The sequence below is a fragment of the Enterococcus sp. C57 genome, from assembly GCF_040887305.1.
GTDB lineage: Bacteria > Bacillota > Bacilli > Lactobacillales > Enterococcaceae > Enterococcus_B > Enterococcus_B hirae.
In genome coordinates this window covers 83,098-95,743 of the sequence record NZ_JBFOFP010000002.1, presented here as the reverse complement: position 1 = coordinate 95,743, position 12,646 = coordinate 83,098, and the positions used below count along the sequence as shown (strand labels likewise).

11 protein-coding genes are annotated in these 12,646 nt (G+C 40.0%); all 11 read right to left on the bottom strand.

All coding sequences use genetic code 11. The features are described from left to right. Positions 1-89: 89 nt before the first annotated feature. A complete protein-coding gene (locus AB5M32_RS02375) occupies positions 90-263 on the bottom strand; it encodes a hypothetical protein (RefSeq protein ID WP_179133717.1) in 174 nt (57 codons plus the stop codon). Positions 264-986: 723 nt separating this feature from the next. Continuing rightward, positions 987-1,895, bottom strand: coding sequence for a LysR family transcriptional regulator (locus AB5M32_RS02370; protein WP_053766051.1), 909 nt, complete (start codon positions 1,893-1,895; stop codon positions 987-989). Continuing rightward, entirely contained in the window at positions 1,892-2,596 is a 705-nt protein-coding gene (locus tag AB5M32_RS02365; RefSeq protein ID WP_053766052.1) for a carbonic anhydrase family protein, read from the bottom strand. Before AB5M32_RS02365 ends, AB5M32_RS02370 begins: the two co-directional genes overlap by 4 nt. Positions 2,597-2,627: 31 nt before the next feature. Continuing rightward, the gene (locus AB5M32_RS02360) at positions 2,628-3,269 is read right to left on the bottom strand and encodes a YfbR-like 5'-deoxynucleotidase (protein ID WP_010719207.1); all 642 of its coding nucleotides are present in this window, start codon (positions 3,267-3,269) and stop codon (positions 2,628-2,630) included. Positions 3,270-3,862: 593 nt separating this feature from the next. Next, positions 3,863-4,513: an orotate phosphoribosyltransferase gene (pyrE, locus tag AB5M32_RS02355; RefSeq protein ID WP_164445105.1), complete on the bottom strand. Its 651-nt coding sequence runs from the start codon at positions 4,511-4,513 to the stop codon at positions 3,863-3,865. Next, complete coding sequence (gene pyrF, locus AB5M32_RS02350) at positions 4,495-5,211, bottom strand: orotidine-5'-phosphate decarboxylase (RefSeq protein WP_063627082.1); 717 nt, start codon at positions 5,209-5,211, stop codon at positions 4,495-4,497. The genes pyrE and pyrF overlap by 19 nt, the downstream gene beginning before the upstream one ends. After that, positions 5,208-6,137, bottom strand: a complete 930-nt coding sequence (locus AB5M32_RS02345; RefSeq protein ID WP_034697879.1) for a dihydroorotate dehydrogenase — start codon at positions 6,135-6,137, stop codon at positions 5,208-5,210. The genes pyrF and AB5M32_RS02345 overlap by 4 nt, the downstream gene beginning before the upstream one ends. After that, positions 6,134-6,910 carry a dihydroorotate dehydrogenase electron transfer subunit gene (locus tag AB5M32_RS02340; protein WP_178286293.1) on the bottom strand — a complete coding sequence of 259 codons (777 nt, stop codon included), beginning with the start codon at positions 6,908-6,910 and terminating at the stop codon, positions 6,134-6,136. The genes AB5M32_RS02345 and AB5M32_RS02340 overlap by 4 nt, the downstream gene beginning before the upstream one ends. Positions 6,911-7,088: 178 nt before the next feature. Next, the gene (gene carB, locus AB5M32_RS02335) at positions 7,089-10,274 is read right to left on the bottom strand and encodes a carbamoyl-phosphate synthase large subunit (RefSeq protein WP_368024268.1); all 3,186 of its coding nucleotides are present in this window, start codon (positions 10,272-10,274) and stop codon (positions 7,089-7,091) included. A 2-nt stretch (positions 10,275-10,276) separates the two neighbouring features. Continuing rightward, entirely contained in the window at positions 10,277-11,353 is a 1,077-nt protein-coding gene (locus AB5M32_RS02330) for a carbamoyl phosphate synthase small subunit (RefSeq protein ID WP_010737537.1), read from the bottom strand. A 5-nt stretch (positions 11,354-11,358) separates the two neighbouring features. Continuing rightward, on the bottom strand, positions 11,359-12,639 hold the full coding sequence (locus AB5M32_RS02325) for a dihydroorotase (protein ID WP_034697867.1): 1,281 nt from the start codon (positions 12,637-12,639) through the stop codon (positions 11,359-11,361). Between the last annotated feature and the right edge of the window lie 7 nt (positions 12,640-12,646).

The following is a 12,646-nucleotide window of genomic DNA, read 5'->3' as shown; positions in this document are numbered from 1 at the left end:
CTGTTCGAGTCTTTCTAATCAAACCAACTAGTCCTTCACGTTCCTATTTTTGTACCCAACGATAGAGTGCACATAGAGACGCTTCACTTTTAATAGATATTTACCTTAGCTACTACATTTTTATCTAAAAGAGTTAATTCTTGGCTACTATCTGCCACAGTAGATGGTTCATTTATTGTAGAAGCATATCCAGAGATTTTGCTTTCAGATACGCAAATTCCAATAGTTAAAATATCTAAAGATAAGATAAACTTATTTTTCATTTTCTATTACCTCGAAATCCAAAAAAACAGAAAGCGCTTTCTGAATAAATCATAACAGAGAAATCAAATTATATATATAAAAGTCATAAAAAATAGTTTTCATGTCATAATCGTTCATTTTTTCTGTATTGTCCTTTATTTATAAAAAATTATTTCCACATCCACAGTCAATAAGAACAACGAAATTCAATTCATTTTAGGATATAGATTAAGGTGTTGATATAAAAACTCGAAATTTTTTGCATACAAATAATTTACAATTGTTATTATATTTTATAAAGGTAATTTATAAATTTATTCATTGTTCATTTGTACAGGTTGATCGTATTTTACAAATCAATCAACTAGATAAATTACTATAAGGAGTAGCGAGAGATAATGTAGTGATAGATATCTAAAAAGATACCATGAAAAATTGGTTTAGTTAAACAATTACGGAGAAGTAAATATTAGCGATTATGACGTAAAACACATATTTTATGAAATTTTTTTACATAACTTAAAGTATATAATATATCAGAATAAGAAAACGTTTTTTTGTTGAAAGTGCTATCTAACACCTTTTAAGGAAACTTAAATAATGTGAAGAAAAAAATATTATTTGGTATTTATTTTGTCTCATTGTCTTTCAAAACACAAAAAAAATCTGAGACAGAATGAGGTTCATTCTGACCCAGATTTGATTTTACACCACTCATCAGCCCTTATTGACAAAGAGCATTTTCAATTTGTTTTGATCTGACTCAGTAAAACGGTTAGACTTTCCATGAATTTTTGTGCAATTTCGCTTAATTGGCGCTTAGCTGAATAAATCACGTACAATTCATTTTGGGGACTATTTGCCAACGGAATCAAACGTAAATACTCTTTGATCTCACCAATGACCAGCCCAGAACCTGAAGCATAAGCATCTGTTTCTAACACGATATTCATCAAAGTTCCCCGATCACTCGTATAGATCACCGTTTCTTGATCAGGACTTTCAATCAAGTCTTCATAAAAATAAGGAAAATTATTGCCATCTTGTGTAAATCTCACTTGGGGATAAGGAAGTAATTCTTCTTTAAAAATTTCTTTCTTCTCACTGAGCGGATGTCCCTGACGTAAAAAAATGTGCGTTTGAAATTCTCCTAATGAATGGGCAACTAGCTCCCCTTGTTCTAAGTAGCGCTTGATCCCCGCTTGATTGTGTTCATTCATATAAAGAATCCCAATCTCACTATGCTGATCCTTCACTTCTTCAATCACATTAGCAGTCGTTGTTTCAATGATTCGAAACTGTTTGATTTCACTTTTGAAAGAAGAGATCAACTTTGCTGTTAAAGGACCTAAGAAATCATAATGTTGCGAAGCAATTGAAAAGCTTTCACGCTTTTCATTCGTTAAATAATAATTTTCTAAAGACTCTAACTGTAAGAGGATCCGTTCCGCTCTTTTTAAAAACTCTTGTCCTTCCTCGGTTAGATACGCCCCTCGATTCGTTCGAGTGAACAGCGTGATCCCTAACTCAGTTTCTAATTCTTTGATTCCTGCGGAAAGACTTGGTTGTGCGACATAGAGTTTTTTAGCTGCTTCTCTGAAACTCCCATTGTTCGCTACAGCAATTACATATTTTAATTGTTGGAAGTTCACTGATGATCCCTCACAAAATAACTGATTGGACGATTTTTCAACGGTTGGAGCGGACGGTTGTTTGGTTGTGCATACTGTCCTTTAAAAGGAATCAAGAAATCTTTATTTAGTTTTTGCACTTGATCCATGACAAACCATTGGATTGGCCCACTCGTTGGTGGCGTAGTTAAAGAGCCGACATAATGGTAATGGCTTTTTTGTTCAGGAAAAAGAACCAATGGATTGGTCCAATGTTCATGTTTTTCTACATCCCAACTATCGCCATTGTCTCGATCATACAACCAACCTTCATCCGTCGTTAGCTGAAACATCACACCAACAACTAAATTTTCTTTTTTGGCATTCATATGAACAAAGTGGAACTCGATATCTTCTTGATTCCCATTGATCAGATGTTCAGAAGGCATATGAAAATGGATATCTGTGAGATAATATTTCTGACCTTTAAATTCGACATAACTAAGCTGATCATAAGGAACCAAGTGGATCGTATTTTTAAATTCTTTATCTGTAAACCGTTGCTTCTGATAATGAAAAGCAATGGTATCTGATTGATCCTTCGCTGGTTCACAAGTGGTCAATGGAATGGGCGACTGCAATTCAAACGCCGCACCTTTAGCAAACCAGTCGCATAATTCAGCCCAATGTTCTGGTCCTCTTTCTCCCGTATATCCCCATTCAACATCCATATTCTTTTTCACTTTTATTCCTCCTGCATCTTTGCAAAATTTTCTATTGTTGACTATTTTTAACGATCGTGGAAACAGTCGCTAAAAAGTCTTCTTTCCCATAAAATTCTTGATTCAGTAATTCAGGGAAAATCTCGTTGAAGAAATACTTGACAGAAGGACGATGCTCAAACCCTTTGATCGTAGTTACCGCTTCAATAAACATCTCTTTATATACTTTTTCTGGATTGTTCTTGATGATCTCTTCAAATGATTCATACAATAGATCGACTTTATCAGAGATTGCTAATAACTCACCTTCCACTGTGTCATCTTTTCCTTCAAACAATCGTCGGCGGTATACTTCTTGAAACTCTTCCGGAATCTCTTGGTTGATGAACTCATCCGTCATCTTTTCTTCAACTGTTTGTAACATTCCCCGTAACTCTTTATTTGCATACTTGACCGGTGTTTTGATATCCCCGATAAAACGTTCTGTGTAATCGTGATTTAACGCTTTTTCATAAAGTAATTTCCAATCGATCGCTTGACCATGAACCTCTTCAATGTCACCTAAGACTTGAGCAATCGAAGCCACTCGATAAGAATGAGCGGCTACCGTATGTTCAGTAAATTTAAAGAACCCTGGCGCTCGTGTAATTTTTTCCAAATTATTCAAACCTAAAATAAATTCATTCAATCCCATAAAATAGCCTCCCCTTTACTTTTCCGATGATTTTATCATTAAATAACTATCTTTCGCAAACATCCCGTTTGTAAATCAACGAAAAATTAATTTTTTTGATGAGAATCATGCCATTCTTGCTATAAAAAAATAGAAACCAGAAAAACAACTCTAGTTTCCATTAAACATAATCATAAAATTCAAAACCAGCTCTGTGCAAGCTCCTCGCCTTAAAAACGACAAGCGAAGCACAGCAACTATTAGTTCAGAAACATTCAAAACAACATAGCTCTAAAACAAAAGAGCATATATAAAGTTCCTTTGTTGAGTTTTGGAAGCATTCAAAACAACATAGCTCTAAAACATGCTGACTGGGAAGTAGAATATTTTGGCAGTTTTGGAAGCATTCAAAACAACATAGCTCTAAAACCTCGCAGGAAATATTTTTCTTACGAAATTCCGTAATCGCGCTACTCGTCCATAGCAAAACTTTCGTCTTGGATGCTTCCTTTGTTTCATTCAGTTGTTTTGTTTGATCCTAGTATACCATGGATTTTGTTCAACGAAAGCCCTTTTTTGAGTCTTTTGTTTTTGTTCCATCTTCATTTCCTTCGTTACTGTTTTAACCAGTCCGCTGGATTCTTTTTCCATTCTTTTAACAAGGCTAATTCCGCTTCATCAATATATTTTTCGGCTAACGCTGTTTCAATCAAGACAGAATAATTCGTGAGAGTAAATAGTGGTAACTCTGCTTTGGCAAAATTTTCTTCACCTGCTGGTAGTTCATACGTAAAGATCGCTGCTACACCTAATACATTAGCGCCTTCTCTTTTGGCTGCTTCCGTTGCTTCTAAAACGCTTTGGCCTGTCGAAATCAAGTCTTCGATCACAACCATTTTTTGACCTTCAAAAATCCGTCCTTCGATTTGATTGCCTTTACCGTGATCTTTCGCTTTACTACGGATATAAACCATAGGCAAGTCCAAGATTTCTGCCACCCATGCAGCGTGAGGGATTCCTGCTGTTGCTGTACCAGCAATGACCTCCACGTCAGGGAATGCTTGCTTGATTTTTTCTGCTAACCCTTGAGCAATTGCTTTTCTGACTTTTGGATAACTCATCGTGATGCGGTTGTCACAATAAATCGGGCTTTTTAGTCCACTTGCCCACGTGAATGGTTCATTTGGGCTTAAGAAAACCGCTTCAATAGCTAACAAATCTTTGGCAATGTTCTTTTCAATCGTATTCAAATTGATCGACTCCATTCTTCTTTGATTGTTTGATAGGCTTGGTAGGGATCTTTCGCTTGAGTGATTGGTCGTCCAACCACGATGAAAGTTGAACCAATTCCTCGAGCTTGGGCAGGCGTGACGATCCTCGTTTGATCACCTGCAACGCTTCCTTCTGGTCTGATACCCGGAGAAAGACAAATGAAATCTTGGCGGGTGGCTGTTTTGATGCCACTCACTTCTAAGGCAGAAGAAACAACGCCATCCAGTCCAGCAGCTTCGGCACATTTCGCATAATGGATCACACTTTCTTCTAAGGGAACTTGGATCAATTGATCATGATGCATATCCGCTTCACTCGTTGAAGTAAGCTGAGTGATCGCTAACAACAATGGGCGTTTTTTGCCAGCAGGTGTTCCTTCTTCTAACCCACGTAGTGCCGCTTGCATCATTTTGATTCCGCCAGCTGCATGGACACAAGTGATATCCACGCCTAGTTTTGCTAACCCACGCATGGCTTTTTCCACCGTATTAGGGATATCATGAAGTTTCAAGTCTAAAAATACTTCATGTCCGGCATCTTTCAACCAACGAACAATAATCGGTCCTTCCTGATAAAATAATTCCATTCCGATTTTTACAAATAATTTTTCCTCTTCAGGGAATAGTTGCATAAATTGTTCCACTTCTTGCCACGTCGAAAAGTCTAAAGCAATAATTGGTCGTTGGTTCATTTCATTCGTTCCTCTCTTACTTCTTTGATTAGTTGTTGGAGGGATTCGATCCCTAATTCTGCCATTCGTACAGGTAGTTCTTCAATCAGTTTCGGACAAATGTACGGATCCGTAAAATTAGCTGTTCCTACTGCCACGGCACTGGCTCCTGCCATGAACATCTCTAAGACATCGTCAACGGTTTGGACACCGCCCATACCAATGATCGGTAACTCGGAAACAGCGGCGACTTGATGGATCAAACGAATCGCCACTGGTTTGATCGCAGGACCAGAAAGACCGCCTGTCTGGTTGGCTAAAATAGGTTGACGTGTTTTCAGATCAATCCGCATACCAAGTAGTGTATTGATCATCGTAAAGCCATCTGCCCCTCCACTTTCGATTGCTTGTGCAATGGGCACGATATCCGTCACATTAGGGGAAAGTTTCACATAAACTGGTACACTTGCAACCTTTTTGACAGCTTGTGTCAATTGAAAGGCAACGTCTGGGTCTGTCCCAAAGGCAATGCCGCCATGTTTGACATTTGGGCAAGAAATATTCAACTCGATCGCTTTGACATTCGGCGCTTCTCCAATTTTACGACAAACCTCGACATAGTCTTCTTCACAGGCACCAGCGACATTCGCAATGATAGGTAAATCTGGATAGACAGCTAATTCTGGTAACAGTTCATTCATGACAACTTCCAGACCGGGATTTTGCAATCCGATCGCATTCAACATACCGGAGGGTGTTTCCGCCACACGTGGGGTGGGATTACCAAACCTTGCATGCGGCGTTGTCGCCTTGACCATAATCGACCCCAATTGATTCAAATCGTAATATTTCCCATATTCTTTTCCAAATCCAAAGCATCCACTGGCTGGCATGATCGGATTTTTCAATTCCAAACCCGGGAGCTTAACTGCTAAGGGATTACTCATAAGACAACCTCTCCTACTTTAAAAATTGGCCCCTCGTCACACACCTTGACACTTTTTGTTCCAGTTTCATCATCCGGTCGATGACAAACGCACGCATAACAAGCACCGATACCGCAAGCCATTCGTGATTCTAAGGACAATTGGACATTTGGGTGATCCACAAAAAGTTGTTCGACTGTTTTTAAGAGACCATTTGCACCACAAGCAAAGACAGCTTTTGGTTGCTTATGAGTACTCATTAGCAGATTCCCGACGTTTCCATGGATCCCATAAGTACCATCATCCGTCGCTACTCTGGTTTCACCTAATTCATGAAACTTTGCTTCATGGTACATGACTTCTTTTGATGCAAATCCTAAAAAATTGGTGACTTTTACGTCCCGCATATTCAGTTGTTTGGCTAATTCATATAAAGGTGGGATACCAATTCCTCCCCCTACGATGAACACTTCCTCTCCTGCGGACAACCCAGATAGATCAAAGCCATTGCCTAATGGCCCTAAAACGTCTAAAGAATCGCCAGCTTTCAACGTAGAAAATTCTTTCGTTCCTTCACCTTCGATTCGATAGATGATCTGGCAAGTGTAGTTTTGTTGATCAATCGAATGGATACTGATGGGGCGGCGTAAAAGCAAATCTGCTCTAGGTACTCGAATATGCAAAAACTGCCCAGGTATTAACATTTCTTTGACCAATTCTCCTTTTAAAGTCAATTCATAAATACGTGGTGCTAGTTGTGTTTGTTGAATGATTGTCATGACTTCTTGCTTCATATCTGCTCTCCTCTTTGGGATTTTTTCATTGCCAAACATCTCGACAAAAGTGATCCTTTCAACCAATGTCAGTAACAAGGCGAACGAAAATGATCACTTTTATCTCTGTTTAGGTGCCTACAAGCTATTTTAACTATTACTTAATCATTATAGGAACTGTCATTTTAGAACATGCTGATCAAATCGCTTGTGTTGAAAAAGCTCGAGACTCCATTACCCGAATGATCGCATCCGCTGTATCTAATGAAGTAAATAAAGGAATACCATGTTCAACTGCTTCTCGGCGAATGATAAATCCGTCTTTCGAGGCATTTCCTCGATCTTTATCGATGGTATTAACAACGACCTGTGCTTTTCCTTCTCGAATCAACTCAACAACATTTTTCTCCGTTGCTTTTTCAGAGATTTTAGCAACAGGCGTGACGATCAGCCCATTTTTTTCAAAATAAGCTGCCGTATGCTTGGTAGCTAATAGGCTGTAACCAATTTCTGAAAAACGTTTAGCTAGCGCTAACGCTTCTTCTTTAGTTTCATCAGCGATCGTGAACAAGACGGCACCATAATCTGGCAGGCGTAGACCTGATGCTTCAAACGCTTTATATAGTGCTTTATCTAAGTTTTGATCAGAGCCCATGACTTCTCCAGTAGATTTCATTTCAGGACCTAAGTAGGTATCCACTTGTTGCAATTTAGTAAACGAGAATACAGGAGCTTTCACATGGACAGCGTTTGATTCTGGATATAAGCCATTCGTAAAGCCTAAGTCACTTAACTTTTCACCTAAGATCGCTTTTGTGGCGATTTGAGCCATCGGTATTCCTGTAACTTTACTTAAAAACGGAACCGTTCGACTTGCACGAGGATTGACTTCGATCACGTAAACTTGATTGTCGTGGATCACGAATTGGATATTCATCATACCGATGCAGTTTAATCCACGAGCTAAGCGAATCGTATAGTCTTCGATCGTTTGTTTGATTTCTGCTGAGAGTGCTTGTGGCGGATAAACAGCCATGGAATCCCCCGAATGGACCCCTGCACGTTCAATGTGTTCCATGATTCCAGGGATTAGAACTGTTTCCCCATCACAAATGGCATCTACTTCACATTCACTTCCAAGCAAATAACGGTCAATCAAAACAGGATGTTCTGGGGAAGCTTTCACTGCATGTTCCATATAATCTTCCAAATCTTGTTGATTTTCAACGATTTCCATTGCTCGACCGCCCAAGACATAACTTGGTCTGACAAGAACAGGATAACCGATTTTTGAAGCGATCCCTACTGCTTCTTCTTTACTAGTTGCAGTATCACCTAGTGGCTGAGGTACTTCCAGGCTTCTTAACGCTTGTTCAAATAAATCACGGTTTTCAGCTCGATCTAGATCTTCAATTGTAGTACCTAAAATTTTGACCCCCGCTTGAACTAACGGCTCCGCTAAATTGATAGCTGTCTGACCACCAAACTGGACGATTACCCCAATCGGTTGTTCAAGTTCAATGACATTCATCACATCTTCAAAAGTCAATGGTTCAAAGTACAGTTTATCAGAGATCGAGAAATCGGTTGAAACTGTTTCTGGATTGCTATTCATGATAATCGCTTCATAACCTGCTTGTTGGATCGCTTTAACTGAATGGACCGTTGCATAGTCAAACTCGACCCCTTGACCGATTCGAATGGGTCCAGAGCCTAAGACAAGAACAGAATCTTTTTCGGATCGTTCACTTTCATTTTCAACTTCGTATGAGCTGTAAAAATAAGGCGTCTGTGAAGCAAATTCAGCCGCACACGTATCGACCATTTTGTATACGGGTTTGATGTCGGATTTTTCACGAAGCTCTCTGATCTGCTTTGCTTCAGTTTTCCACAGTTCAGCAATCTTTTGATCCGTAAACCCGTTTTGTTTCACAGTACGTAAGACGTTTTCATCCTGCGGGTGTTCCAACAGTTCAGTTTCTAGTTCAACGATATGGAGCAACTTGTCTAAAAAGAACAAATCGATCTTTGTCAACTCCGCCAATTCTTCAATTGGATAGCCGCGGCGAATCGCCTCTGCGACATAGAATAAGCGATCATCTTGGGCACGGACAACTTTTTCGATCAATTCACTATCATCGATCATGTTTAGTTCTGGTAGTTCCAAATGGTGTGTCCCGATCTCTAAAGAGCGGACAGCTTTTAATAGGGATTCTTCAATGTTACGACCAATCGCCATTACTTCGCCAGTTGCTTTCATTTGAGTTCCTAAAACTCGTTCCCCATTCTCAAATTTATCGAATGGCCAACGAGGAATCTTAGCAACGACGTAGTCCAAAGCTGGTTCAAATTCTGCATAAGTCGTTCCAGTTACCGGATTCTTCATTTCATCAAGTGTTAAACCTAAAGCGATCTTAGCCGCTAATTTTGCAATCGGGTAACCAGTTGCTTTACTTGCTAAAGCAGAAGAGCGTGAAACACGTGGGTTAACTTCGATCACATAATAATTGAAGCTATGTGGATCAAGTGCAAGTTGGACATTGCAGCCGCCTTCGATTTTCAATGCACGAATAATCGCTAATGATGCATCACGCAACAGCTGGTATTCATGATCTGAAAGGGTCTGACTTGGGGCGAAGACGATCGAATCGCCTGTGTGGATACCCACTGGGTCAAAATTTTCCATGTTACAAACAACAATGGCATTATCAGCCGAGTCACGCATGACTTCGTATTCAATTTCTTTGAATCCTGCAATACTGCGTTCGATCAAACATTGGGTCACCGGAGAAAGGCTCAGACCATTTTCTGCGATCACTCGAAGTTCTTCTTCATTTTTACACATTCCACCACCCGTTCCACCTAATGTGAAAGCGGGACGAACGATGATTGGATAGCCAATTTTATTAGCAAATTCGACTGCTTCTTCAACAGTTGTGACGATTTCAGATTCGGGGATTGGTTGATTCAGTTCTTCCATCAACTTTTTAAATAAATCACGATCCTCTGCTTGATCGATAGCAGATAATTTTGTCCCTAACAGCTCAATGCCTAGTTCATCTAAAATATCAGATTCTGCTAGTTCCATTGCCATGTTCAAGCCTGTTTGTCCGCCTAATGTCGGTAACAAAGCATCAGGACGTTCTTTTCGCAAGATCCTTGAAACAAATTCTAGTGTGATCGGTTCGATATACACTTGATCGGCAATTTCTTGATCAGTCATGATCGTTGCGGGATTGGAATTTACTAAAACGACCTCATATCCTTCTTCTTTCAAAGCAAGGCAAGCTTGGGTTCCGGCATAGTCAAATTCCGCCGCTTGACCAATGATGATCGGACCTGATCCAATCACCATAATTTTTTTGATATCTGTACGTTTTGGCATGTTTATTTCTCCTCTCCTGCATCCATCATTTCCATAAATTCATCAAATAAATGAAGGGCGTCATGTGGACCGGGAGCTGCGTCAGGATGGAATTGGACGCTAAACGCTGGATAATGGCGATGTCTAATTCCTTCCACAGTCCCATCATTTACTTCTACATGGGTGATCAGCAACTGATCTGGATCAACTGTTTTTTCATCCACAGCATAGCCGTGATTTTGAGAAGTAAAATCGATCCTTCCAGTCGCGATTTCTCGGACAGGATGATTCAAGCCACGATGACCAAATTTCATTTTATAGGTATCCGCACCATTAGCTAAGGCAAACAATTGATGCCCTAAACAGATCCCGAAAATTGGTATTTTCCCTTGGATTTCTCGAATCATTTCAATAGCTTCTGGTACGTCTTTTGGATCTCCTGGTCCATTCGTCAGCATGACGCCATCTGGTGCTAGGGAAAGAATTGTTTTTGCATCCGTATTATAAGGTAATACGGTTAAATTGCAGTTTCTTTTACTTAGTTCACGCAAAATACTATGTTTCAAACCAAAATCAATGACAGCCACATTTTTTCCAGTTCCAGGACTTGGATATGGTTTACTCGTTGAGACTTGTTGCACTTGGTTTGTAGCTAAAACGGTCGCTTTCAATTGATCAAAAGCATGTTCAAAGGAATCACCAGCATCCACGATACTCGCTTTCATCGTTCCAACTTGACGAATTTTTCGTGTCAATGCCCGAGTATCGATCCCTGAAATTCCAGGGATACCTTTTCGTTTCAAAAACTCGTCCAATGTCATTTGACTCCGCCAATTAGAAGCCACTCTCGCATGTTCTTTGACGACTACGCCCTTGCAAGTTGGTGCGATAGATTCATAATCATCACGGTTGACACCGTAATTTCCCACCATCGGATACGTAAAGGTAATGATTTGCCCATTGAAACTTTGGTCTGTGATCGTTTCTTGATAGCCTGTCATGCTAGTAGTAAACACGATCTCGCCAAACACATTATTATTCGCTCCGAATGCTTTTCCTTTAAAAACTGTCCCATCTTCTAAAATCAATAATCGTTCCATTTGCTTCACTCCCCTTTGTGCCACGCCAATTTTCCATCAACGAATGTTCCTAATGTTTCGCCCTTGACGTTCCATCCAACAAAAGGTGTGTTTTCGCCTTTCGATAAGAAATCTTTCTTATCGATTGTACTTGAGTGTTCAATATCGAAAATAGCTACGTCAGCTGGTGCCCCAACTGTCAATGTCCCAGCCTCTAACTGGAAGATTTCCGCTGGCTTGGTAGCCATCCAGTTGATCACTTGTTCGAGTGTGAAACGATTGGTTTCAACAAAGTGCGTATAAATCAGTTGGAAAGCTGTCTCACTTCCTACGATCCCAAATGGTGATTCTAAGAAACTTTTGCTTTTTTCTTCTAATCCGTGTGGCGCGTGGTCAGTCGCAATACAATCAATCGTTCCATCAAGAAGTCCTTCGATCAACGCTTCTCGATCTTCCTTTCCTCTTAATGGGGGATTCATTTTCCAAAAGCCGAAGTCTTCGGGGATATCTTCATCAATCAAGATCAAATGATGGGGAGAAACCTCTGCTGTAACGTGGATACCCGCTTTTTTGGCATCACGAATGACCCGCACGCTTTCCTTGGTAGAAACGTGACAGACGTGATAGTGCACACCTGTTGCTTCAGCTAAAAGGAGATCCCGTGCGATTTGTGAGGATTCAGTTACACTTAAAATACCTGGCAAACCTAGTTCTTTTGCTTTATCACCAGCATGCATCACTCCACCGAATAGTAATGATTCATCTTCCGTATGTGCTACCAGTGCTTTGTTATTTTTTGCTGCTTCTTTCATGGCTTGATACATCGTTCCTGCGGTCTGAACACCCACGCCATCATTCGTAAATGCAAATGCTCCTGCTTTAATCATCGCTTCTTGATCCACTAAGACTTCACTTCGAAGATTTTCAGTGATCGGTGCATATTGCAAGACTTTGACCACTGCATCTCGTTTGATCAAGTCATAGACCTGTTCTAATTTTTCCGGGGTATCAGGTACAGGGTTCAGATTAGGCATGGCACAAACAGTTGTAAAGCCGCCTCTTGCTGCTGCTTTAGTACCAGCTGCAATCGTCTCCTTGTATGTAAATCCTGGCTCTCTTAAATGGACATGGACGTCCACTAAACCAGGTGTGATCAGTTGTCCTTTGGCATCAAACACTTCATCAAATTCAGCCTCGGAAAATCCTTCGCCGATTGCTTTGATTTTTCCGTTTTCGATCCAAATTTCTGCAGGTGTTGTTTCATTCTTTCGTGTATTGATTTGACCGTTTTTAATGAGTGTTTTCATCTTTTCT